This is a genomic window from Saccharothrix hoggarensis (assembly GCF_042678885.1).
GTDB lineage: Bacteria > Actinomycetota > Actinomycetes > Mycobacteriales > Pseudonocardiaceae > Actinosynnema > Actinosynnema hoggarensis.
Window position 1 is genome coordinate 1 of the sequence record NZ_JBHTLK010000102.1, and the last position, 23593, is coordinate 23593.

General features: G+C 72.4%; 25 protein-coding genes. 1 reads left to right on the top strand and 24 read right to left on the bottom strand.

Annotation, left to right across the window (positions count from 1 at the left end; all coding sequences use genetic code 11):
• Nucleotides 1-815, bottom strand: an 815-nt coding sequence (gene rpsB / locus ACFQ3T_RS19585) for a 30S ribosomal protein S2 (protein ID WP_380724749.1), incomplete at its 3' end; no start/stop codon positions are given.
• Between the two features lie 360 nt (nucleotides 816-1175).
• Between rpsB and ACFQ3T_RS19590 the strand changes: the two genes are divergently transcribed.
• A complete protein-coding gene (locus ACFQ3T_RS19590) occupies nucleotides 1176-1739 on the top strand; it encodes a M23 family metallopeptidase (protein ID WP_380724750.1) in 564 nt (187 codons plus the stop codon).
• 480 nt (nucleotides 1740-2219) lie between these two features.
• Here ACFQ3T_RS19590 and ACFQ3T_RS19595 read toward each other — a convergent pair whose 3' ends face one another.
• From ACFQ3T_RS19595 to ACFQ3T_RS19705, 23 genes are all read right to left on the bottom strand, one after another.
• Nucleotides 2220-3212 carry a FliA/WhiG family RNA polymerase sigma factor gene (locus ACFQ3T_RS19595; protein WP_380724751.1) on the bottom strand — a complete coding sequence of 331 codons (993 nt, stop codon included), beginning with the start codon at nucleotides 3210-3212 and terminating at the stop codon, nucleotides 2220-2222.
• Entirely contained in the window at nucleotides 3187-4164 is a 978-nt protein-coding gene (locus ACFQ3T_RS19600) for a tyrosine recombinase XerC (protein ID WP_380724752.1), read from the bottom strand. Before ACFQ3T_RS19600 ends, ACFQ3T_RS19595 begins: the two co-directional genes overlap by 26 nt.
• Nucleotides 4165-4197: 33 nt before the next feature.
• Nucleotides 4198-5346, bottom strand: coding sequence for a DNA-processing protein DprA (gene dprA, locus ACFQ3T_RS19605; RefSeq protein ID WP_380724753.1), 1149 nt, complete (start codon nucleotides 5344-5346; stop codon nucleotides 4198-4200).
• A gap of 149 nt (nucleotides 5347-5495) precedes the next feature.
• Nucleotides 5496-7007, bottom strand: a complete 1512-nt coding sequence (locus ACFQ3T_RS19610) for a YifB family Mg chelatase-like AAA ATPase (protein WP_380724754.1) — start codon at nucleotides 7005-7007, stop codon at nucleotides 5496-5498.
• The gene (locus tag ACFQ3T_RS19615; RefSeq protein WP_380724755.1) at nucleotides 7007-7360 is read right to left on the bottom strand and encodes a YraN family protein; all 354 of its coding nucleotides are present in this window, start codon (nucleotides 7358-7360) and stop codon (nucleotides 7007-7009) included. Before ACFQ3T_RS19615 ends, ACFQ3T_RS19610 begins: the two co-directional genes overlap by 1 nt.
• Before the next feature lie 206 nt (nucleotides 7361-7566).
• Nucleotides 7567-7890 (bottom strand): DUF2469 domain-containing protein, encoded by a 324-nt coding sequence (locus ACFQ3T_RS19620; protein WP_015104440.1) that lies wholly within the window; start codon nucleotides 7888-7890, stop codon nucleotides 7567-7569.
• Nucleotides 7890-8684, bottom strand: a complete 795-nt coding sequence (locus ACFQ3T_RS19625) for a ribonuclease HII (RefSeq protein WP_380724756.1) — start codon at nucleotides 8682-8684, stop codon at nucleotides 7890-7892. Before ACFQ3T_RS19625 ends, ACFQ3T_RS19620 begins: the two co-directional genes overlap by 1 nt.
• A gap of 9 nt (nucleotides 8685-8693) precedes the next feature.
• On the bottom strand, nucleotides 8694-9596 hold the full coding sequence (lepB, locus tag ACFQ3T_RS19630; protein WP_380724757.1) for a signal peptidase I: 903 nt from the start codon (nucleotides 9594-9596) through the stop codon (nucleotides 8694-8696).
• 16 nt (nucleotides 9597-9612) lie between these two features.
• A complete protein-coding gene (gene lepB / locus ACFQ3T_RS19635; RefSeq protein WP_380724758.1) occupies nucleotides 9613-10515 on the bottom strand; it encodes a signal peptidase I in 903 nt (300 codons plus the stop codon).
• A gap of 34 nt (nucleotides 10516-10549) precedes the next feature.
• Nucleotides 10550-10909: a 50S ribosomal protein L19 gene (rplS, locus tag ACFQ3T_RS19640; protein WP_380724759.1), complete on the bottom strand. Its 360-nt coding sequence runs from the start codon at nucleotides 10907-10909 to the stop codon at nucleotides 10550-10552.
• Between the two features lie 177 nt (nucleotides 10910-11086).
• Nucleotides 11087-11830, bottom strand: a complete 744-nt coding sequence (gene trmD, locus ACFQ3T_RS19645; protein WP_380724760.1) for a tRNA (guanosine(37)-N1)-methyltransferase TrmD — start codon at nucleotides 11828-11830, stop codon at nucleotides 11087-11089.
• 64 nt (nucleotides 11831-11894) lie between these two features.
• Nucleotides 11895-12413 carry a ribosome maturation factor RimM gene (gene rimM, locus ACFQ3T_RS19650; protein ID WP_380724761.1) on the bottom strand — a complete coding sequence of 173 codons (519 nt, stop codon included), beginning with the start codon at nucleotides 12411-12413 and terminating at the stop codon, nucleotides 11895-11897.
• A gap of 8 nt (nucleotides 12414-12421) precedes the next feature.
• Nucleotides 12422-12661: an RNA-binding protein gene (locus tag ACFQ3T_RS19655; RefSeq protein WP_015104447.1), complete on the bottom strand. Its 240-nt coding sequence runs from the start codon at nucleotides 12659-12661 to the stop codon at nucleotides 12422-12424.
• Nucleotides 12658-13098, bottom strand: a complete 441-nt coding sequence (rpsP, locus tag ACFQ3T_RS19660; protein ID WP_380724762.1) for a 30S ribosomal protein S16 — start codon at nucleotides 13096-13098, stop codon at nucleotides 12658-12660. Before rpsP ends, ACFQ3T_RS19655 begins: the two co-directional genes overlap by 4 nt.
• 153 nt (nucleotides 13099-13251) lie before the next feature.
• Nucleotides 13252-14031: a LamB/YcsF family protein gene (locus ACFQ3T_RS19665; RefSeq protein WP_380724763.1), complete on the bottom strand. Its 780-nt coding sequence runs from the start codon at nucleotides 14029-14031 to the stop codon at nucleotides 13252-13254.
• The gene (locus ACFQ3T_RS19670; RefSeq protein WP_380724764.1) at nucleotides 14028-14810 is read right to left on the bottom strand and encodes a CPBP family intramembrane glutamic endopeptidase; all 783 of its coding nucleotides are present in this window, start codon (nucleotides 14808-14810) and stop codon (nucleotides 14028-14030) included. The genes ACFQ3T_RS19665 and ACFQ3T_RS19670 overlap by 4 nt, the downstream gene beginning before the upstream one ends.
• 9 nt (nucleotides 14811-14819) lie before the next feature.
• Entirely contained in the window at nucleotides 14820-15530 is a 711-nt protein-coding gene (locus ACFQ3T_RS19675) for a CPBP family intramembrane glutamic endopeptidase (RefSeq protein WP_380724765.1), read from the bottom strand.
• A 170-nt stretch (nucleotides 15531-15700) separates the two neighbouring features.
• Nucleotides 15701-16777 carry an amidohydrolase family protein gene (locus ACFQ3T_RS19680; protein WP_380724767.1) on the bottom strand — a complete coding sequence of 359 codons (1077 nt, stop codon included), beginning with the start codon at nucleotides 16775-16777 and terminating at the stop codon, nucleotides 15701-15703.
• The gene (gene ffh, locus ACFQ3T_RS19685) at nucleotides 16774-18318 is read right to left on the bottom strand and encodes a signal recognition particle protein (protein ID WP_380724769.1); all 1545 of its coding nucleotides are present in this window, start codon (nucleotides 18316-18318) and stop codon (nucleotides 16774-16776) included. The genes ACFQ3T_RS19680 and ffh overlap by 4 nt, the downstream gene beginning before the upstream one ends.
• Before the next feature lie 55 nt (nucleotides 18319-18373).
• On the bottom strand, nucleotides 18374-18916 hold the full coding sequence (locus ACFQ3T_RS19690; protein WP_380724771.1) for an AAA family ATPase: 543 nt from the start codon (nucleotides 18914-18916) through the stop codon (nucleotides 18374-18376).
• 236 nt (nucleotides 18917-19152) lie between these two features.
• The gene (locus ACFQ3T_RS19695; RefSeq protein ID WP_380724772.1) at nucleotides 19153-21531 is read right to left on the bottom strand and encodes a [protein-PII] uridylyltransferase; all 2379 of its coding nucleotides are present in this window, start codon (nucleotides 21529-21531) and stop codon (nucleotides 19153-19155) included.
• Nucleotides 21532-21565: 34 nt separating this feature from the next.
• Nucleotides 21566-21904, bottom strand: a complete 339-nt coding sequence (locus tag ACFQ3T_RS19700) for a P-II family nitrogen regulator (RefSeq protein ID WP_380724773.1) — start codon at nucleotides 21902-21904, stop codon at nucleotides 21566-21568.
• A complete protein-coding gene (locus ACFQ3T_RS19705) occupies nucleotides 21901-23244 on the bottom strand; it encodes an ammonium transporter (protein WP_380724774.1) in 1344 nt (447 codons plus the stop codon). The genes ACFQ3T_RS19700 and ACFQ3T_RS19705 overlap by 4 nt, the downstream gene beginning before the upstream one ends.
• Nucleotides 23245-23593 lie beyond the last annotated feature (349 nt).

Below are 23593 nucleotides of genomic sequence, written 5' to 3' on the forward strand. Positions count from 1 at the left end.
GCGGCGGCCTCGGCCGGCTTCTCCGTCGCCTCCGCGCCGACCAGCAGCTCCTGCTCCCACTCGGCGAGCGGCTCGTCCTGGCCCGGCTCGGGCTTGTCCGCGCCGTCGGCGGCCTGGGTGCGGGCGCCGGAGCGCGCCATCAGACCGGCGGCGGCGGCCTCGGCCACCACCTTGGTCAGCAGCGCGGCGGACCGGATCGCGTCGTCGTTGCCCGGGATCGGGTAGTCGACCTCGTCCGGGTCGCAGTTCGTGTCGAGGATCGCGACGATCGGGATGTTCAGCTTGCGCGCCTCGCCGACGGCGATGTGCTCCTTCTTGGTGTCCACGATCCACACGGCGCTGGGCACCTTGGACATGTCGCGGATACCGCCGAGCGTGCGCTCCAGCTTGTCCTTCTCGCGGTTCATCATCAGGATTTCCTTCTTGGTGAAACCCTGGAAACCGCCGGTCTGCTCCATCGACTCCAGCTCCTTGAGCCGCTGGAGGCGCTTGTGCACCGTCGAGAAGTTGGTGAGCATGCCGCCCAGCCACCGCTGGTTCACGAAGGGCATGCCGACGCGGAGGGCCTCGTTGGCGATGGCCTCCTGCGCCTGCTTCTTGGTGCCGATGAACAGGATCGACCCGCCGTGCGCGACCGTTTCCTTCACGAACTCGTAAGCCCGGTCGATGTAGGTCAGCGTCTGCTGCAGGTCGATGATGTAGATGCCGTTGCGCTCGGTGAAGATGTAGCGCTTCATCTTCGGGTTCCAGCGGCGGGTCTGGTGCCCGAAGTGCACGCCGCTGTCGAGCAGCTGCTTCATGGTGACGACGGCCATGGCCGGGTTCGCACCTCTTCGTTCAGGCGCGCCGGGCTGTGCAGCCGGCACGCGTTCCGGTTCATCGCGGCGGGCCGGGGTGGCCGCCGCCCTGGTGCCCCTGCCGCCGTCCGAACCGGAGGGTTCTCACCTCAGGACCGCCGGACGCCGTGACTCGACCGCGGGAACGGGGTCGGGTCTGCATTGGCACGCGAAGTCGTCCCGCACTCACACGGGCCGCGGGTCGAGTGTACGCCGGGGGGACGGAGAACAACGAACCGGCCCTGGAGTTGTCCACAGCCCTCCGAGTTGTCCACAGTTCCGGAGAAGCCACTGGTAGCCCCCGGTGCGCCGCGGAACGCTCGACCCATGACTCCCACGATGCGAACACTGCTGGTCCTGGCCTTGACAGCCCTCGTGACGCTACCCGTGGCGCCCCTCGGCGCACCCGCACAGGCCACCCGCCGTCCCCGCTTCGCCTGGCCCCTCGCCCCGCCGCACCAGGTGGTCCGGGCCTTCGAGCCACCGGCCACGGAGTACGCCCACGGCCACCGCGGCATCGACCTGGCGGCGCCACCCGGCGCCCCGGTCCTGGCCGCCGGGGACGGCGTGGTCCTGCACGCCGGCCCGGTGGCCGGCCGCACGGTGGTCTCGCTCCTCCACGCCGACGGCCTGCGCACGACGTACGAACCGGTGGACCCTGCCGTTCGCCGAGGGCAGCAGGTCCGGCGAGGGGACCGCATAGCCACCCTCCGCCCAGGCCACGAGGGCTGCCCGGCCGAAGCCTGCCTCCACTGGGCCGCGGTCCGCGTCACCCCACCCCGAACCCGCGCCTACCTGGACCCGAGGCACCTGGTGACCACACCCCGAGTCCGTCTCCTGCCCCGCCAAGCCGGCCCCCAACACCCCCGCACGGCCCAGCCGTCCCACCCGGTTGTCGACTGACCAACGAGCCACCGGTCCAGGCCACCGACCACCCGGGCCGGCCACCGACCACGGGCCAGGGGTCACGGGCCACGGGCCGGGCGTCACAGCTCCGGGTCCATCACCATCAGCCACCGGCCCACCGCCACCGAGCCACCGAGCCACCGCCGCCGGGATCGAGCAGCCGACCGTTGGATGCCGACCGCCTGCGCACCGGCCGTACTGCGCGCCGATCGCCTGCGCACCGGCCGTCTGCACGCCGGCCATCTGCGTGCCCGACCGCCTGCGCACCGGCCACCTGCACGCCAGCCGCCTGCGCTGGCTGTCTGTGCGCCGGCCGCCCACCGCAGACCGAGCCGGGCGCGGCCTGCGCCAGCAGCCTTCACCTCGCTCCCACGGGCTAGTGCCGCCGCCACAACCTCTGCGTCAGACCCTGCGCGTTGGGACCTGCGCGTTCGGACCTGGGTTCAGACCGGCGGCGGGCTCCGGCGTTCGCGTCGGTCAGGCCTCCAGCTGCTCGTTCAGCTTGGTGCGCAGGCGCAGCACGGCGCGGGTGTGCAGCTGGCAGACGCGCGATTCGGTGACGCCCAGGACCTTGCCGATCTCGGCGAGCGTCAGGTTCTCGAAGTAGTACAGGGTGACGACCACCCGGTCGCGTTCGGCGAGCTGGGCGATCGCGTCGGCCAGCTGCCGGCGGCTGTCCTGGTCCACCAGGGTGGCGATGGGGTCTTCCGCGCCCTCGTCGGGCAGCGACTCGGCCAGCGAGGAGCCGGCCCCGCCGGTGTTGCGGCCGGCGGCGATCAGCTCGTCCAGCGCGACGACGCTGGTCAGCTGGAGCTGCGCGTACAGCTCCCGCAGCTCGCCGAGGCCGATCTTCAGCTCGGCGGCCAGCTCGCGGTCCGTCGGGGTGCGCTGGAGGCGGGCGCCGAGGCGTTCCAGCGCCCGCTCGACGTCACGGGCCCGGCTCCGGACCGAGCGGGGCACCCAGTCCTGGGAGCGCAGGTCGTCGAGGATCGCGCCGCGGATGCGCTGCATCGCGTACGTCTCGAACTTCAGGCCGCGCTCGGGCTCGAACTTCTCGATCGCGTCGACCAGGCCGAAGATGCCGGACTGGATCAGGTCGGCGACGTCGACGTGCGCGGGCAGGCCGGTGCCGACCCGACCGGCGACGTACTTGACCAGCGGCGCGTAGTGCAGCACGAGCCGGTCCCGCAGGCCCTGCCGGCGCGACTGGCCGTAGGTGTGCCAGAGCGCGATGATCCCGGCTTCCACGTCATCGGCGGTGCGGTCCGACGCCCCGTGCGCCGGTCTCCCGACAACCGCGGGCACGGCGTGACCGTTGCGCGGGGGCTCGGCGTCGACGTGGTGACCGTTCGTCCCAGCCGGGGTGCGCGCCGCCGACGAGGTCCCGACGCGCGCGGCGGAAGGAGAGGTCACGGTTGCGGTCCGCGAACCTCCCCCTGCGACGTCAGGAACGGGGGTGGGTTCGGTCATGGATCGCCTTCAGCCGTTCGACGGTGACGTGTGTGTAGAGCTGAGTCGTTGCGAGCGTAGCGTGACCAAGAAGCTCTTGGACGGTGCGCAGGTCCGCTCCCCCTTCCAACAGGTGCGTCGCCGCGGAGTGCCGCAGGCCGTGGGGCCCGGTGTCGGCCGTTCCGGGCACCTCGCCTACTACATCGTGGACAACCCTCCTGGCGGTACGGGGATCGAGCCGACCGCCTCGCGCACCGAGCAGCAGCGCGCGTTGTGAACGGTCGGTGACCAGCGCCGATCGGCCGCGTTCCACCCAGCGCCGTACCGCGCGTTCGGCCGGAACGCCGAACGGCACGGTCCGTTCGCGACTGCCCTTGCCCAGAACCCGAATCACCCTTTGGGAGTAGTCCACGTCGTCGAGGTCGAGACCGCACAACTCGGCGACCCGAACGCCTGTTGCGTACAGCAACTCCACCACGGCCCGGTCACGCAGCGCAACCGGATCGTCCTGTTCCGCACCTACTTCCGCGGCTGTCATGGCGGCGTCGGCCTGGTCCGGCCGCAGCACGGCGGGAAGGGTGCGATGGGGGCGGGGCGCGGAGAGCCGGGGGCCGGGATCGGCGGCGAGGAGGCCGTTCCGGGAGGCCCACGCGGTGAACGTCCGGGCCGAGGCGGCGCGGCGGGCCATGGTCGTGCGGCTTGCGCCGGTGGAGTGCTGGGCGGCCAGCCAGGAGCGCAGTCCGGGCAGGTCAACGGCTTCGATCGTGGCGTGGTCGGGCGCGCCGCCGGCTAAGTGGACCAGCAGCGCGACCACGTCCCCGAGGTACGCCCGGACCGTGTGCGGGGAAAGACCGCGCTCCATCGCCAGGTGGCGTTCGTAGCGGTCGAGGGCCGCCGCCACGTCGCCGGGCAGCCCTCGACGCAGGCGTACGAGATCGACACGACGTGTCCGAGCGGGCGGCGGCGGGGACATAGTCCCTGACGCTGCGCCCTCAAGCGCACTTGGTCAAGTATCGCCACGCCAACTCATTTCCTGGGAGCGCTTCCAACCTGATTCGACCCGCGTGGCGAGACCGGCCAGTTCCAGTTGTGGCAACAACGCCCGCACCCGCGGCAACTCCACGCCGGACTCCACGGAGATCGACTCGGGGCTGTGCCCGGACGACAGGCCCAACGCTTCGAAGACCCGCATCGCGTCGCCCTGCGGCGGCCCGGTGTCGGTGTTCCGCGTGGTTTCCACGAGATCGACCCCGAGGCGGCCCGTCGACTCGATGATCTCCGGGACGCTCGTCACCGGCAGCGCGTTCCCCCACCGCAGCAGCTCGTGGCAGCCCGACGAGCTGACCGACGTGATCGGACCCGGCACCGCCATGAGTACCCGCCCGAGGGCCACGGTCGACGCTGCCGTGTTCTTGGCCCCGCTGCGCTGCCCGGCCTCGACCACCACCGTCCCCTCCGCGAGGGCGGCGATGAGCCGGTTCCGCGTCAGGAACCGGTGGCGGGCCGGGGTGTGCGCCGGAGGGTACTCGCTGACCACCAGCCCTTGGCGGGCGATGCGGTCCAGCAACGCGCGGTGGCCCGCCGGGTAGGCGACGTCGACACCGCAGGCCAGGACGGCGATCGTGAGCCCGCCGGCCGTGATGGCGCCCCGGTGCGCCGCTCCGTCGATGCCGTAGGCCGCGCCCGACACCACCGTCACCCCGGCCTCCGCGAGGCCGAACCCGAACTCCCCCGCCACGTGCTGCCCGTACCCGGACGCCGCCCGACTGCCCACCACCGCGACCGCCCGCTCGGTCAGCGCGGCCAGGCTGTGCCCGCCCCGCACCCACAACGCCAGCGGCTCCAACCCGCACCGGAGGCCGTTGGCCGCGGCGACGGCCAACGCGTTCAACGGCCACCGCGGCCAGTCGTCGTCCTCCGGGACCACCAACCGCCCGCCGAGGGCGGCCATCGTCGCCAAGTCCTGCTCGGCCCGGTCCACCGCCCGCCGAGCCGACGTCTGGCTGTCGACGGCCGACGGCACCTCCCCGGCCCGCACCATCCTCGCCGCCCGCACCGGCCCCACCTCGGCCACCAAGGCGGCCAGCGCGGCGGCAGGCGGTTCGGCGACCCGCGACAGGTACGCCCGCGCCAACCGCACCTCATCGGTCGTCACAACAACCCCCTACCGGCACGAATCGAATCTGTGACCCATCCGCACGCCTCACGCCGGCCATGCCCACCACTAGGGCCAGGGCCAGGGCCGACGGTCCAGCACCCGCCGACCCTGCGGCCGGCCTCGGGCGCAAAGCTTCCCGGAGGCGGTCACGACATCCTCCGTTCGCGGAACTCCAAGGCCGCCGCCACGTGGTCCGGTGTCGGACGGTCGACCTCCGCCAAGTCGGCCAGGGTCCACGCCACGCGGAGGCAACGGTCCGAGCCTCGGCCCGTCAGGACGCCCCGAGACAGGGCGCGGTCGAGGATCGAGGTGGTGGAGCGGGGCAGGGCGAAGTCGCGGCGGAGGGCGGGGCCCGGCACCTCGGCATTCGTCAGCCAGCCGTGGTCCGACCAGCGTTCCGCGGCCCTGGTGCGGGCCTTGTGCACGCGTTCGCGCACCGCGGCGGTGGGTTCCGGCGCGGACACCTCGACCGCGCTCATGGCCGTCAGGGGGCGCATCACGACCCGGAGGTCCACCCGGTCCAGCAGCGGGCCGGACAGCTTGGTCTCGTAACGCCTCCTGGCCGCCGGCAGGCACGTGCAGTCGATGTCCTTCGGCGGCGCGCACGGGCACGGGTTCGTGGCCATGACCAGCTGGAACCTCGCCGGGTAGCGGGCGATCCCGTCCCGCCTCGCCAGGCGGACCTCCCCCTCCTCCAACGCCGTGCGCAGCGCCTCCAGCTTCGCCGACCCGAACTCCCGCGCCTCGTCCAGGAACAGCACGCCGCGGTGGGCGCGGCTCATCGCGCCGGGCTTCGCCATGCCGCTGCCGCCGCCGATCAACGCCACCGCGGACGTCGAGTGGTGCAGCGACACGAACGGCGGGGTGGAGACCAGCGGCGCCTCCGGGGTGAGCAGGCCGGCGATCGAGTGCACCGCCGTGACGCCCAACGCCTCCTCCCGCGACAACGGCGGCAGGAGGCCGGCCAGGCGTTGCGCCAGCATCGTCTTGCCGGTGCCCGGCGGGCCGGACAGGAGGAGGTGGTGACCACCGGCGGCGGCCACTTCGAGCGCCCACCGGGCCTCCGGCTGGCCGATGACGTCCGCCAGGTCCGGTCCGTCCGGCGGCGGCGACGGCTCGGCCGGGGTGGTGGCGTGGAGGCCGCCGGCACCGGTCAGCCAGGCGAGGACCTCGGCCAGCGTGGCCGCGCCCTGCACGGTCAGGCCCTCCACCAGGGCTGCCTCGGGCAGCGCGGGCACGGGGACGACCGCCTGGGTCAGACCGGCCCGCTTCGCCGCGAGCAGGGCGGGCAGGACGCCCCGGACGGCGCGCACCCGGCCGTCCAGCGCCAACTCCCCCAGGAACACCGTGTCCGCCAGCCGGTCGGCCGGGATGGCCTGCGCGGCGGCCAGCACCACGCACGCGAGGGCCAGGTCGTAGCCCGAGCCGTTCTTCGGCAGCGTCGCCGGGGACAGACCCAGCGTCACCCGTTGGGACGGCCAGCCGTGCCCGCTGTTGCGGACCGCCGCCTTCACCCGGTCCTTCGACTCGTGCAGCGCCGCGTCGGGCAGGCCCAGCAGCTGGGTCCGCACGGTCCCGACGCCGACGTCCGCCTCGATCTCCACCGGCACGCCGTCGACGCCGAACAACGCCACCGACCACGTTCGCGCGAGCGCCATCACACACCTCGCAGGTGGTGCAGGCGGACCTGGCCGTCCGGCGGCCACTCGATCGAGATCACGTCGAAGCGGAGGTCCACCCGGCCGATCCGGTGGGTGCTCAGCCAGCGCAGCGCCGACCTTCGGACCCGGTCGAGCTTCTCCGGCGTCACGGCTTCCAGGGGCGAGCCCCGACCGGTGCCCGAACGGCACTTCACCTCGACCACGACGAGCCCCGCGCCGTCGGTCGCGATGACGTCCAGCTCCCCGTCGTCGCACCGCCAGTTGCGCGCCAGGATCGCGAGGCCCTGGTGCTCCAAGTACCGCACCGCCGCGTCCTCGCCGCGTTTGCCCAGGTCGGTCGCTGTGCTCATGCTCCACCCCTCCGGAATCGGACTCGGTCCTGGTTCGACCTTGCCGGGGTGGTGGAGGGGCGTCCACGGGCCAGTGGCCGGCTGTGGACAACTCGACGGGCTGTGGACAACCGCGGGCGAAATGTCGGCGGAAAGCGCTGCCGGGCGGCCCGGAAACGCAAAGGGGCCCACCCCTTCGGGCAGGCCCCAGCGACTTTTGCGGGCTGTCAGGAGTTGAACGGACCGTCCTCGGGCAGCCTGAGGTCGGGCTTGTCCAGCTCCTCGACGTTGACGTCCTTGAAGGTGATGACCCGGACGTTCTTCACGAAGCGGGCGGGGCGGTACATGTCCCACACCCACGCGTCGGACATCCGCACCTCGAAGTAGACCTCGCCGTCCGCGTTGCGGACCTGCACGTCCACCGAGTTGGCCAGGTAGAACCGCCGCTCGGTCTCCACGACGAACGAGAACTGGCTGACGATGTCGCGGTACTCCTTGTACAGCGACAACTCCATCTCGGTCTCGTACTTCTCGAGATCCTCTGCACTCATTACGCCTCCGCGCGGGTAATCATCGAATCCGCGCCCCTCCTCGTCGCGAGCCTGCCACCGCCGGTCTGCGGGGTTGACCCATTCTGGACCACGGCGGCGGCAACCACGCCGCGCGCCACCCTGTGCGGCGGCTCCAACCCGTGCTGCCGCGCCGCGGCCGCCACATTCGCATACGACCAGCGGTGTTGCGCACTCGGGCCGTGTTCGGCCAGCGCCGCGGCGTGCTCCGGGGTGCTGTAGCCCTTGTGGACGTCGAAGCCGTAGACGGGCAGTTCTTCGTGCAGTTCGGTCATGATGCGGTCACGGGTGACCTTCGCCAGCACCGACGCCGCCGCCACGCACGCCGCCACCCGGTCGCCCTTGACCACCGGCATGTTCGGCGCGGTGAGGCCCGGCACGGGGAAGCCGTCGGTCAGCACGTAGCCGGGGTGCGCGCCCAGTTGGGCGACGGCGCGCCGCATCCCCTCGATGTTCGCCACGTGCACGCCGATCAGGTCCACCTCGGCGCTCGGGATCACGATCACCGCGTAGTCCAGCGCGCGCTTGAGCACCAGGTCGTACATCCGGTCGCGCGCCGCCGCGGTCAGCAGCTTCGAGTCGGTGAGCCCGTCGAACTTCGCGCCGTCACCCGGTTTGAGCACGCACGACGCCACCACCAGCGGTCCGGCGCACGCGCCGCGACCCGCCTCGTCGACCCCGGCCACCGGCCCGAGGCCACGCCGGGCGAGTGCGGCCTCGAACGCCCAGATGCCCGCGGTCTGCCGAACCTGGACACGTGGGGGCTTGCGGATCACCCTCCGACCCTATCTCAGGTGAGCGCTCCGGAAGCGCGCCCTCACCCGGCGACCCACCAGCACCACCGGCCACGCCAGCGCCAGCCCCGCGCCGGCGGGCAGCGCTTCCTGCCACGCGGGCGCGCCGAGGGCCACGGCCTGCGGGTTGTGGTCGCCCACGCCCTGCCAGCGCGACGGCGGCAGCACGATCACGCGCGCCTTGCCCACGACGTTGTCGACGGGCACCAGCCCGCCCTCGCGGCCGTCGCCCTGGCACCGCGAGTCGCACGAGTCGTTGCGGTTGTCACCCAGCACGAACAGGTAGCCCTCCGGGACGGTCAGGTCGGCGAACGACTCCTGCACGGTGCTGCGGCCCGGCGCCCAGTACAGGTACGGCTCGTCCAGCGGCTCGCCGTCCACGACGACCCGGTTGCGGTCGTCGCAGCACTTCACGGTCTGCCCGCCGACCGCGATGACCCGCTTGACGAAGTCCTCCTCGTTCGCCGCCGGGAACCCGAGCAGCGAGCCGAGCCCCTGGAAGGTCCGGGTGACGGGGTTGGTCGGCTCGGGCGCCACGAAGTCCTGGTTGATCCAGCTGTCGGGGCCGTGGAAGACGACCACCTCGCCGGGTTCCGGCTCGCTGAAGTCGTAGGTCAGCTTGTCCACCAGGACGCGGTCGCCGAAGCAGCCGTCCGAGCAGCCGTGCAGCGTCTGCTCCATCGACTCCGACGGGATCATGTAGACCTTCGCCAGGAACGCCTGGATCAGCACGGCGAGCAGCACCGCGACCCCGACCAGGATCGGCAGTTCCTTCCAGAACGAGCCCTTGCGCCTGGCGGTCTTGCGCGCGCGGGCACGCCACTGCTCGACCTTGTCCTCGTGCTCCGCGTCCCCCTCGTCGGAGGAGCCACGGGACGGTGCGACGTCTACCACCCGGTCAGCGTACCGATCAGGCCTGTGAGGCCCTGGTCAACCGCTTGCGCAGCTTCCGGCCGAGGAGCACCAGGGGCCACGCCGCGGCCAGCCCGGCCCCGGCGGGCACGGCGCTCTGCCACGCGGGCGCGCCGATCGCGAGGGCCTGCGGGTTGTGGTCGCCGATGCCCTGCCAGCGCGACGGCGGCAGCACGATCACGCGCGCCTTGCCGATGACGTGGTCCTCCGGCACGGTGCCCGCCACGCCGCCACCGCCCTGCTTGCGGGAGTCGGTGGAGTTGGTGCGGTTGTCACCCATCACCCAGAGGTGTCCTTCGGGAACCTTGACCGGTTCGAACGGGTCGTGGTTCTCCGGCGACGTGCCGGGCTGCCAGTAGATGTACGGCTCGTCCAGCGGCTTGCCGTCGACCTTCACCCGGTGCTGGTCGTCGCAGCACTCGACGGTCTGGCCGCCGACGGCGATGACGCGCTTGACGAAGTCGCGCTCGTCCGGCGGCGCGAGGCCGACCAGGGACGCCGCCGACTGGAGGGCGGCCACGACGGGGTTGTCCGAGCGCACGGACGCGAAGTCGTTGTTGTTCCACGCCGCGGGGCCGCGGAACACCACGACCTCGCCCGGCTCGATGTCCGTGAAGTCGTAGACGAGCTTGTCGACCAGGACCCGGTCGTTGTTGCACCCCGGGCAGCCGTGGAGGGTCTCCTCCATCGACTGCGACGGGATCACGTACACCCGCGCGAGGAACGTCTGGATCAGGATCGTCAGGACGAGGGCCGTGGCGCCGAGCACGAGCAGCTCGCGCCACAACGGCGGCTTCTTCTTGTCCTTCTTCGACTTGGTTCCCGCAGCCGGGTCCGCAATGGACTCGGCCGCGGGATCCTGATCGTCTTCGTCAGCGGAGCGGTGCACGGGGTCTGCCACGTGGGCAGGCTACTGGTTCCGCGTGAGCCCGGCGTCAGGAGGCCGGCTTGGCCTCGCGCTTCTCCTTGATCTTGGCGGCCTTGCCGCGCAGGTCGCGGAGGTAGTACAGCTTCGCCCGGCGGACGGCGCCGCGGGAGGCGACCTCGATCTCGGCGATGTTCGGGGAGTGCACCGGGAAGGTGCGCTCGACGCCGACACCGAACGAGACCTTGCGGACGGTGAAGGTCTCACGGATGCCGCCACCCTGGCGGCGGATCACGACGCCCTGGAACACCTGGACCCGCTCGCGGGAGCCCTCGATGACGCGGACGTGGACCTTCAGCGTGTCGCCCGGCCGGAAGCTGGGGATGTCGGAGCGCAGCGACTGGGCGTCAAGAGCGTCCAGGGTGTTCATCGGTGGTCCGTCCTCGTCCTCACGTGTAATGCGTACTCCCCCAGGGCGCGGTCGAACTCAAGTCACACACGCGCGGGGGCGGGCCTAGCGCACGCCGGATGAGTAGAACCGGGTGCAGCAACCTGTCCAGTGTGCCAGACGAGGTGCGGCCGGGTGAAATCGCCCCTGGCACCGCACCTAGTCCGACGCCTCCAACTCGTCCAGCAGCTTGCGGTCGTGCTTGTCCAGCGCGCCCTCCGGGAGGGCGTCGAGCAGGTCGGGACGGCGCTCCCGGGTACGGCGCAACGACTGGTCGCGCCGCCAGCGGTCGATCGCCCTGTGGTTGCCCGACCGCAGCACCTCCGGCACGGCGAGGTCCCGCCACACCTCGGGCCGCGTGTAGCTCGGCCCCTCCAGCAGGCCGTCGGAGAACGAGTCCTCGGCGGCCGACTTCGGGTTGCCCAGCACGCCCGGCAGCAGCCGGGCCACGGCCTCGACCACGACCAGCACGGCGACCTCGCCGCCGACCAGGACGTAGTCGCCGATGGAGACCTCGTCCACGCGCATCCGGCGGGACGCGTCGTCCACGACCCGCTGGTCGATGCCCTCGTACCGGCCGCAGGCGAACACCAGGTGCTCCTCGGCGGCGTACTCGTGGGCGAGCCGCTGGGTGAACGGCCGGCCCGCGGGCGTGGGGACGACGAGCCGGGTGGCCGGGGTGCAGACCTCGTCCAGCGCCTCGCCCCACACCTGCGGCTTCATGACCATGCCGGGACCACCGCCGTACGGGCTGTCGTCCACGGCCTTGTGCACGTCGTGCGTCCAGCGCCGGAGGTCGTGCACGCCGATGCTGATCAGGCCCTTGTCGACGGCCTTGCCCAGCAGGGCGGCCCGGAGCGGGTCCAGGTACTCCGGGAAGATCGTGACGACGTCGATGCGCATGGGACCGGCCTGCCCTCGACCGGACTGGGCTTGATCGGCTTGGCCCTGGTCGACCGGCGTCGGGTCAGTCGGCATCGAGCAGGCCCTCGGGCGGGTCGACGACCACGCGCCCGCCCTTGACGTCCACCGTGGGCACGATCTGCCGCACGAACGGCACCAAGGCCTCGCCGCCGCCCTCGCGCCGGATCACGAGCAGCTCGCCGCCCGGACCGTGCACGACCTCCAGCACGGTGCCGACCTTCGTGCCGTCGGTCAGCTCCGCGGTGAGCCCTTCGAGCTCGTGGTCGTAGAACTCGTCCGGGTCGCCCGTCGGAGGCAGGTCTTCCGTGCTGGCGAGCAGGAGCGTGCCCCGCAGCGTCTCCGCCACGTCACGCGTCAGCACTTCCTCGAAACGCACCAACAGCCGCCCGGAGTGGTTCCGGGCGGCTGTGACGGTGAGGTTCCGGGACGTGCCGTCGCGCAGCTTGGCGGCCAGCACGGAGCCCGGCGCGAACCGGGTCGCGGGTGAATCGGTGCGCACGTCGACGGCCAACTCGCCGCTGATCCCGTGCGCCTTGGCCACGCGGCCGACGACGACGTCCATGTGCGCGATCAGCGATCGGTGTCGACCACGTCGACGCGCACGCCACGACCACCGATGCCGGCCATCACGGTGCGCAGCGCGGTCGCGGTGCGGCCGCTGCGGCCGATCACCTTGCCGAGGTCGTCCGGGTGGACGTGGACCTCCAGCGTGCGACCGCGCCGGGTCGTGACCAGGTTCACCCGGACGTCGTCCGGGTGGTCGACGATGCCCCGAACGAGGTGTTCGAGGGCGTCAGCCAACAAGCTCACGCCTCGTCCTTGGCAGCCTCGGGGGCGGGCTCGGCGTCGGCGGCCTTCTTGGCCGACTTCTTCTTCGGGGTCGTCGCCTCGGTCGACGGGGCGTCGCCCGCGGCGGCCAGCGCGGCGGCGAACAGGTCCGCCTTGCTCGGCTTCGGCTCCTTGACCTTCAGCGTGCCCTCGGCGCCCGGCAGGCCCTTGAACTTCTGCCAGTCACCGGTGATCTCCAGCAGGCGCTGGACGGACTCGGTCGGCTGCGCGCCGACACCCAGCCAGTACTGCGCGCGCTCGCTGTCGACCGCGATGAACGACGGCTCTTCCTTGGGGTGGTACTTGCCGATCGTCTCGATCGCCTTGCCGCTGCGGCGGACGCGGGCGTCGGCGACGACGATCCGGTAGTACGGCTGACGGATCTTGCCAAGCCGCTGAAGCTTGATCTTGACGGCCACGGGTGTGGGTGCTCCTCGTGCTCTCGATGTGCTCAGGTGCGGGCAGTCCTCACCCGAGTGGGGCACGGGTGGTGAAAGCCCAGTGTCTGGGGCGCCACGGCACGGTGAGAGGGACCGACCTCGGCGGACAACCAGCCATTCTGCCAGACGCGTCTACTCGGCCACGAATCGGGCCACGGCGACGCCCGCGTCGGCCAGCGCCGCGCGCACCGCCCGCGCGTGCTCGACGGCCCCCGGCGTGTCGCCGTGCAGGCAGACGGAGTCGACCTCGACGGTGAGGACGGCGCCGTCGACGGCGACCAGCTCACCGCGCTCGGCGAGCCGGAGCACCTGCGCGACCACGGCGTCCGTGCCGATCAGCACGGCGTTCGGCTGGGACCGGGGCACGAGCGTGGCGTCGGGGGTGTAGGCGCGGTCGGCGAACGCCTCCCGGACCGGGCGCAGGCCGGCCCGCTCGGCGTGGTGGAGGAGCCGGGAGCCGGGCAGCCCGAGGACGGGGAGGTCGCCGAACGCCCTGGCGCCGTCCACCACGGCCCTGGCCTGGGCGTCGTGGTGCACGGTGGCGTTGTAGAGCGCGCCGTGCGGCTTGACGTAGGCGACCCTGGTGCCCGCCGCCTTGGCGAACGCGTCGAGCGCCCCGATCTGGTACAGCACCTCGTCGGCGAGCTCGGCGGGGTCGGCGTCGATGAACCGGCGGCCGAAGCCCGCCAGGTCGCGGTACGACACCTGGGCGCCCACCGCCACGCCCGCGGACGCGGCGCGCCGGCACACCTCGCGCATGGTGGACGGGTCGCCCGCGTGGAAGCCGCAGGCGACGTTGGCGCTGGTCACGACGCCGAGGAGGGCTTCGTCGTCACCGAGGCGCCAGATGCCGAAGCCCTCGCCGAGGTCGCTGTTGAGGTCGAGGGAACGGGTGTTCGGGCCGGTGGTCACGCGGGCATCACCCCGATGGAGACGAGGAGGAGGGTCAGGCCGGGCAGGAAGTTGTTGATCACGTGGGCGACGACGCTCGCCGTCAGCCGCCGGGTGATGAGGCGGGCGATGCCGATCGGCAGCGCGATGACGATGAGCAGCGACGTCCGGAGCGGTTCGAGGTGGCCGGCCGCGAAGATGAGCGTGGTGAGCACGAACGCGGCCCACCGGCTCCAGCGCTGGCGCTCGATCGCGCCCCACAGCAGGCCGCGGTAGACGATCTCCTCGCACACGGGGCCCACGAAGCACACGTAGAGGAACATCACGATCGCGGCGGTGAGGGGCAGCGCCGCGCCGTCCACCAGCTCGCCGATGGCGGAGGTGGCGTTCTGGTCGCCGACCAGCTTCGACCACACGACGGCGGCCACGTACGTGAGGACCAGGCCGAGCGCGCCGAGCTTGAGGCCGACCTTGACGTCAGCCCAGTCCCAGGCGAGCCGAAGGTCCTGGAACGGGCCGTTGCCGCGCACGTACGTGATGGTGACGGCGACGGCCGCGGCGAGGACCGTCGGGAGCATCGAGCCGACCAGGAGGAAGGCGACCGACGCGCCGAGATCCGTGCCCGACGTGCGGGCCACGGCGGTGATGAACACCGCACTGAGAATGAAAACGGCTTCCACGAGCAGGAACGCGCCGAAGCCCCAGCGCTGGCCGGGGCGCACCGGCTCCGGCTCGCGACCGACCGCGCGCACGCTGGCGATCAGGCCTGGCGGAGGTCCATCCGGTGGTGTCACAGCCATTCACCCTAATCAGCCGGTGTACAGGTAGACGGCGGGAAGCAGGTTGTTCGTCGCGTGGGCGACGACGCTCGACGCCACCCGGCCGGTGATCATGCGGGCCGCGCCGATCGCCAGCCCCTGGGCGAAGAGGCTGATCATGCGCCAGCTCTCCTCGTGCAGGAAGGCGAAGACCAGCGCGGTGAGCGCCAGGATCGCGATCCGGGGGATCTTGTAGTGCGCGAGAGCCTGCCACAGCGCTCCCCTGGTCAGGACCTCCTCGGTCAGGGGAGCGCCGATGAAGACGAACAGGGCTGCGGCGGCCAGCCAGACGGTCCGGCCGCCCGACAGGGCCTCGATGTGGTCCAGGGAGCCGGACCCGTCCGGGTTCAGGCGCAGGAGCAGCGCGCCGAGCAGCCACGCGGCCAGCAGCGCCACGCCGCCGGCGGCCACGCCGACCTTCAGGTCGCGGAGGGTGGGCAGCAGCCCGAAGTCACGGCCGGGGCCGTCGCCCTTGACCCAGGAGACGACCACCGGCCCGAGGCCGAGCAGCACGTTCGGCAGGAAGACCAGCAGGAGCAGCGGGCCCAGGACGGGCGGGTCGGTGATGTCGATCTCGGCGAAGCGGTCGGCGGTCGCGGCGGTGAAGACCAGGACCGCCACGTGGTAGCCCGCCAGCCCGGTGAAGAACGCCAGGAACCCCCAGTGCGCTCGGCCCGTGTCCCGGTCTCGCTGATCCTCCACTCGTCCGAACGTAGTGGTCCGGTGAGCGCGGGTGACGCGGGAGTCCGCTCAAGATCACTCTGACGGCGGCACGACGTTCCCCCGGCGGAGCAAGAATTTCGGTCAGGGACGCTTTTCGCAGGATTGTCGGTGGTCACGCCGGGTGCGGGCGCCGTCCGGCCGGGCCGTGCTCAGCTGTGGACGCGGCCGCGGAGGATGACGAGCCGGGGGTGCCGCAGCGCTTCCAGGTTCTCGCGGGGGTCGTCGTCGTAGACCACGATGTCGGCCGCCGCGCCCTCGGTCAGCGACGGGAAGCCCAGCCACTCGCGGGCCGCCCAGGACGCCGCGCCGAGGGCCTGGGTGGGCGTCATGCCGACCCGGTGGAGCGCTTGGACCTCGTCCACGATCCGGCCGTGCGCGATGCCGCCGCCCGCGTCCGTGCCCGCGAACACCGGCACGCCCGCCTCGACGGCCTTGGCGATGGTGTCGGTGTTGCGCGCGTGCAGGTGCCGCATGTGGCCCTGGTAGGCCGGGTACTTGTCCGCGCCCGCCGCGATCGACGGGAAGTTCTCGATGTTGATCAGGGTCGGGACCAGCGCCGTGCCGTTGCGGGCCATCTGCGCGATGGTGTCGTCGGTGAGGCCGGTGCCGTGCTCGATGCCGTCGATGCCCGCGTTGAGCAGGGCGGGGAGGGCGTCCTCGCCGAACACGTGCGCGGTGACCCTGGCCTTGTTCTCGTGCGCGACCTTGATCGCCTCGGTGAGGACGTCCTCGGTCCACAGCGGCGCGAGGTCGCCCGTGTCGCGGTCGATCCAGTCGCCGACGAGCTTGACCCAGCCGTCGCCCTCGGCGACCTGCTCCGCCACGGCGGCCGGCAAGTCGGCCGGGTCCTCGATCTCGACGCCCAGGTACTTGATGTACCGCTTGGGCCGGGCGATGTGCCTGCCCGCGCGGATGAGGCGGGGCAGGTCGAGCCGCTCCTGCACCGGGCGGGTGTCCAGCGGCGAGCCGCAGTCGCGGATCAGCAGCGTGCCCGCGCGGCGGTTGACGAGCGCCTGCTCGAACGCCTCCGGCAGGTCCACCGCGCCCTTCGGGCCGAGGCCGACGTGGCAGTGCGCGTCGACCAGGCCGGGGACGAGGTAGCCGCCGGTCACGACGGTCGTGGCGCCCGGCACGGGACGGGTCCGCACGCGGCCGTTGACCACCCACAGGTCTCGCGGGTCGCCACCGTCCGGGAGGACCACGCCCCGCAGGTGCAGCCCGCTCACTTGCCGAACTTCAACTTCGACGGGTCGAAGCCGGGCGGCAGCTGGTCGAGGCCGCCCAGGCCGGGGGGCAGCTCGGGCATGCCGCCCTGGGGAGGCATCCCGGGCATCCCGGGCATGCCCGGCATCATGCCGGGGAAGCCGCCGCGCACCTTCGGCGGCGTCGGGCCGCGGCCCTTGCCCTTCTTCCCCTTCTTGCCCTTGCCCTTGCGCGTGTTCTTGCCGCCACCGCCGGGCAGGCCGAACCGGCCGGCCATCTGGCTCATCATCTTGCGCGCTTCGAAGAAGCGGTTGACCAGGTCGTTCACGTCGCTGACGCGGACGCCCGAGCCGTTGGCGATGCGGAGCCGGCGCGACGCGTTGATGATCTTCGGGTCGTCGCGCTCGGCCGGGGTCATGCCCCGGATGATCGCCTGGACCCGGTCGAGGTGCTTCTCGTCGAGGTTGGCCAGCTGGTCCTTCATCTGGCCCGCGCCGGGCAGCATGCCCAGCAGGTTCGCGATGGGGCCCATCTTGCGCAGGGCCAGCATCTGCTCCAGGAAGTCCTCCAGCGTGAGCTGGCCGGACCCCATCTTGATCGCGGCGGCCTCGGCCTGGTCCGCGTCGAACGCCTGCTCGGCCTGCTCGATCAGGGTGAGCATGTCGCCCATGCCCAGGATGCGGCTCGCCATCCGGTCCGGGTGGAAGACGTCGAAGTCCTCCAGCTTCTCCCCGTTCGAGGCGAACAGGATCGGCTGCCCGGTGACCTCGCGGACGCTGAGCGCCGCGCCACCGCGCGCGTCGCCGTCGAGCTTGGTGAGGACCACGCCGGTGAAGCCGACGCCCTCGGCGAACGCGGTCGCGGTGTTCACCGCGTCCTGGCCGATCATCGCGTCGACCACGAACAGCACCTCGTCGGGCTGCACGGCGGCGCGGATGTCGGCGGCCTGGCGCATCATCTCCTCGTCGACGCCGAGGCGGCCGGCGGTGTCGACCACGACGATGTCGTGCTGGGCGCGCCGGGCCTCTTCGATGCCCTTGCGGGCCACGTCGACCGGGTCGCCCACGCCGTTGCCGGGCTCGGGGGCGAACACCGGGACGCCGGCGCGCTGGCCGACCACCTGGAGCTGCGTCACGGCGTTGGGGCGCTGGAGGTCGCAGGCCACCAGGATCGGGGTGTGGCCCTGGCCCTTCAGCCACTTGGCGAGCTTGCCCGCCAGGGTCGTCTTGCCGGCGCCCTGGAGGCCCGCGAGCATGATCACGCTCGGCGGGTTCTTCGCCAGGTTCAGCCTGCGGGTCTCCCCGCCGAGGATGCCGACCAGCTCCTCGTTGACGATCTTGACGACCTGCTGGGCCGGGTTCAGGGCCTGGCTGACCTCGGCGCCCTTGGCGCGCTCCTTGACCTTCGCGATGAACGTGCGCACCACGGGCAGCGCGACGTCCGCCTCCAGCAGCGCGACCCGGATCTCGCGCGCGGTCGCGTCGATGTCGGCCTCGGACAGCCGCCCCTTGCCCCGCAGGTTCTGCAGGACCGAGGTGAGCCGGTCGGAAAGGGTGTTGAACACGTTGCCGCCAGACCTCGCACGTCGTCGGTTGGTTCCTGCTCCTCAGGGTAGCCGTTCACGCCGGCGCCACCGACAGCCGCAGGTGGTCACCGCGGGTCAGCAGCGTCAGGCCGTGCCAGCCGCGCGGCGGCGCCCCGGCGGCGAAGCGGGCGCGGAGCCTCGCGGCGCGGCGGACGTGCCGGGCGAACGACCGGGAGCGGATCAGCCTGCCCCGCTTGACCTGCCCCGACAGCGCCTCCTCGGCGCTGGCGTCGAGCCACAGGAAGTGCCGCGGCCGGTTCGTGAGCGCGCCCACGGCGACCAGCCCCGCGCGGGTGGACGGCCGGGTGGACGGCTCGTGCACCAGCAGCAGGCCGCTCGCGGTGATCGCGAACCAGAGGATGCGGAGGCGGTGCACCAGGTGCACCAGTGGGCGGTAGACGCGGTACGGAACGGCCTTCGGGAACAGCGCCCGCAGCCGGGTCCGCACCTGGTCGGAGTCCAGCACGACGGCGGGCTCGCCACCCGTGTCGGCGGTGGCGAGCAGCGTCGACTTACCCGCTCCCGGCAGTCCGGCCAGCACGATCAGCGAGCGCGGCCTCACGGCGACAGCGGTCATCGCATCCATACTAAAGAGACGTTCCGGACGACCACGAGTTCCGGTGGCGGTCGGAGGCGGCCCAACCCCTCGATGGGCCGCCTCCGACCGACCGTGGCGCCACGTCCTCCGCCCCACCCCCCTCGGGGGCGGATTCGCTTGCCACGGTGGGAAGCTTGCCGTCGCCGGGCCCGCGGCGGCAGCGTGAGCACCCGTGGTCGGTTGTGCGTAGACCTACGCAAACGGCGTCGGGGCTTTCACCGGGCGGCGAGCAGCACGGCCCGTTCGATCTTGCGCCGGCGCGCGGCGTCCAGCCCGTACCCGCCGTCCGGCACGGTGATGGCGAACGAGTCGACGACCGTGGAGCCCAATGTGGACACCCGCGCCCACACGATGTCCACACCGGACTGCTCCAACGCGCCGGCGACGTGGTGCAGCAGCCCGATCCGGTCGGCGGCGCGCAGCTCCAGCACGACCCCGCCGGTCGACTCGTCGTCGAACCAGAGCACCTTCGGCGGCGGCGGGTCCTGCGGCGGGCCGCCGTAGTCGCGCTCCTTCGCGGCGAGCTTGTCGGCCAGCGCGAGGGAGCCGTCCACGGCGCGGGTCAGCTGCTCGCGCAGCAGCGTCACGTCCGGCAGGGAACCGAACCGGGGCGACACCGTGAACACGTCCACCGCGGCGGCGCCCAGGGCCGGGTCGCCGTGGGAGCGGAGGGTCGCCGCGTGCACTTCGAGGGAGTTGAGCGCCAGCACGCCGGCGGCCCTGGACAGCAGGCCGGGGCGGTCGGGCGCGACCACGGTGACGGTGGCCGCGTGGTCGTTCGGGTCGATGAGCACGTCGGGCTTGCCGCTGCGCAGGACGGCCGCGGCGAGGTCCTGCTGGCGCTGGTCCAGCGGCTCCGGCTTGGGCAGCGGGTCACCCGCCATCGCCGTCCGGCAGCGCGCGACCAGGTCGCTGATCAGCGACGCCTTCCAGTCCGACCAGACACCCGGACCGGTGGCCACGGCGTCCGCCTCGGCCAGGGCGTAGAGCAGCTCCAGCAGCACGGGGTCGCCGCCGAGGGTGTCCACGACCCGGCGCACGGTGGCCTCGTCCTCCACGTCACGGCGGGTCGCCGTGTGCGGGAGCAGGAGGTGGTGGCGGACCAGGGACGTCAGCGTGGCCACGTCCTGCGGCCACAGGCCGAGCCGTTCGGCGATCTGCGTGGTGATGGCCGCGCCGACCCCCGAGTGGTCGGCCTGCCTGCCCTTGCCGATGTCGTGCACCAGCGTGCCGAGGAGCAGCAGGTCCGGCCGGGACACCCTGGTGACGAGACGGGCCGCGTGCGCGGTCGCCTGCACCAGGTGCCGGTCCACGGTCCACGTGTGCGCGGCGTCGCGGGGAGGCAGGTCGCGCACCGCGCCCCACTCGGGGAACAGCCTGCCCCACAGGCCCGTGCGGTCCAGCGCCTCCACGACGTCGATCAGGCCCGTGCCGCTGCCCAGCAGGGCCAGCAGCTCCTCGCGGGCCTCCCTGGGCCACGGCTGCCGCAGCTCGGGGGCCGAGTCGGCGAGCTTGGCCAGGGTGCCCGCGGCGATCGGGTGCTTGCTGCGCGCGGCGGCCGTGGCGACCCGCAGCAACAGGGCCGGGTCGCGGCTCGGCACGGCGTCACGGGCCAGCGCGACCTCGGCGCCGTGCAGCCCGACGCCCTCGTCCAGCGGACGCCTGGCCGGGCTGCGCCGCAGCGGTGACCGGGCGAACACGCCCAGGCCCCGCTTGGGGACGGCGGCCCGCGCCGTGCGCATGGCCACGTCCACCGCGTACACGATCGTGCGCGCGGCCGACGACATCGAGCGGGCGAGCGTGAAGCGGTCCTGGAGGCCGAGCGCGGTGGCGACCTCGTCGCCGTCCTGCGCGCGGAGCACGTCCCGCGGCTTCCCGGCCACCCGGCGCAGCTCGGTGCGCACGTCCAGCAGCAGCTTGCGGGCCTCGTTGACCTCGGCGGACGGCCGGTCGGTCAGCTGCGCCGCGCTCAACGCGTCGAGCAGCGTCACGTCGCGCAGCCCGCCCCGGCCGTGCTTGAGGTCCGGCTCCACGCGGTGCGCGATCTCGCCGCTGCGCGCCCACCGCCGCGACGCCGACTCGGCCATCTCGTCCAGCCGCGTGCGGACCCCCGAGCGCCACGCCTGGCGGGCGCTGTCCGTCAGCCGCTGGCTGATCTCCTGGTCGCCCGCGATGTGGCGGATGTCCAGCAGCCCCAACGCGGTGCGCAGGTCGCCGGCCGCGACGCGCAGCGCCTCCCCCACCGTGCGCACCGAGTGGTCGAGCCCGATGCCCGAGTTCCACAGCGGGTACCAGAGCTTCTCGGCGATCGCGTCCACGCCCTTGTGCCCGTTGTGGACCAGGAGCAGGTCGAGATCGGAGTAGGGCACCAGCTCGCGCCGGCCCAGACCCCCCACGGCCACCAGCGCGACACCGCTGCCCGGTCCCCCGACGCCCGCCTGCGAGGCGTGCGCGGTGAGCCAAAACTCGTGCAGGTCCACCAGCGCCTCGCGCAGCGACTCCCCCGTCAGACGGCGCCGACCTGGCGCGAGCAGCCGATCGCGTGCTCGCACCAGGTCGTCAGCCGTGACGACGGCCGTCTCGGCGTTCTCCATCCGGCCGTCCCCCATCTTGTCGAGCTCCGAACCGCTAGAGGGCGTCCGTGCCGCGCTCCCCGGTCCGCACCCTGATGACGGTGTCGACCGGGGTCACCCAGACCTTCCCGTCACCGATCTTGCCGGTGCGCGCGGCCTCGACGACCGCGTCGAGGACCTTCTCCACGGCGGTGTCGTCCACCAGGACCTCGATGCGCAGCTTGGGCACGAAGTCGACGGCGTACTCGGCGCCGCGGTAGACCTCGGTGTGGCCCTTCTGCCTGCCGTAGCCCTGGACCTCGCTGACGGTCATGCCCAGCACGCCCAGCTGCTCCAGCGACGCCTTCACGTCGTCGAGGGTGAACGGCTTGATGATCGCGGTGACCAGCTTCATGACTTGTTGCTCCCCTCGAGGACCGCAGTGGCGCCGGCGGCGACACTGGGCTTGCTGCCGCCACGGGTGCCGAGGCCGCTGCCGAACTCGTACGCGGTCTCCGCGTGCTCGGCCTCGTCGATGCCGCCGACCTCGGCCTCCTCGTCGGCGCGGAAGCCGACGGTGACCTTGACCAGGTAGCCGATGATCAGGCTGAGGACGAACGAGTACGCGAGCACGGCGAGCGCGCCCACGGCCTGGCGCCACAGCTGGTCCACGCCGCCGCCGTAGAAGAGGCCGTTGATGCCCGCCGGGGCGTCGGAGCTGGCGAAGAAGCCGATCAGGATGGTGCCGGACAGGCCGCCGACCAGGTGCACGCCGACCACGTCGAGCGAGTCGTCGAACCCGAAGCGGTACTTGAGGCTGACCGCCAGGGCGCACAGGGCGCCGGTGATCGCGCCGATCGCGATGGCGCCGACCGGGGTGACCGACGAGCACGCCGGGGTGATGGCGACCAGGCCCGCGACGATGCCGGACGCGGCGCCGAGCGTGGTGGCGTTGCCGTCGCGGACGCGCTCGACGAGCAGCCAGCCGAGCATCGCGGCGCAGGTGGCGACCAGGGTGTTGATGAACGTGACGCCCGCGGTGCCGTTGGCGGCGACGGCGGAGCCCGCGTTGAAGCCGAACCAGCCGAACCACAGCAGGCCCGCGCCGAGCACGACCAGCGGCAGGCTGTGCGGCTTCATCCGGTCCTTCGGCCACCCGACGCGCTTGCCGAGGACGAGCGCGAGCGCGAGGCCCGCGGCGCCGGCGTTGATGTGGACCGCGGTGCCGCCGGCGAAGTCGATCGCCATCAGCTTGTTGGCGATCCAGCCGCCCGGGTCGACGACGTTGCCGTCGGCGTCCTTGCCGTCGAAGTCGAACACCCAGTGCGCGACCGGGAAGTACACGACCAGGGACCAGATGCCGGCGAACAGCAGCCACGGCCCGAAGCGGGCGCGGTCGGCGATCGCGCCGGAGATCAGCGCCACCGTGATGATGGCGAACATGGCCTGGAACGCGACGAAGACCGTCGTCGGGATGGTCCCGAACGCGGACTCCTTGCCCAGCAGGCCGTCAAGGCCGAAGAACTCGAACGGCTTGCCCAGCAGGCCGGCGCCGAGATCGGTGCCGAACGCGGTGGAATAGCCGACCAGAACCCAGAGCACACCGACCACGCCGATGGCGCCCAGGCTCATCATCATCATGTTGAGCACACTCTTCGACCGGACCATGCCCCCGTAGAAGAAGGCAAGTCCCGGCGTCATCAACAGCACCAGTGCGGCACTGGTGAGCACCCAGGCGGTGTCCCCTGTATCCACGTCGACCTCCACTGCACGTCGGTTGCAGGGAGCATCGGGATGTCCTGTTTCGCGCGGCTGCGCCTCAGGTTTCACGCGGGTGAACTGTCCGGGCCCCGGTGTTACGACCAGGTTTCGCACGCTTGAAGCGAGTGGTTCCGCCTGCGACGAGTCCCGGTGACGGCGGAATTTCCGGTGACGGACCGTGCGAGGCGATCGCGGCCGTGCGGTGGTTCGTGTGATCTCGCGGGGCGCATCGGCGACGGTCGGTCACCGTCCGGCGGGGTCGCGCGGCGCCGGTGGCGGTGGCGGTGGCGGTGGCGGTGGCGGTGGCGGTGGCGGTGGCGGTGGCGGTCGGGCGTGCCGGACC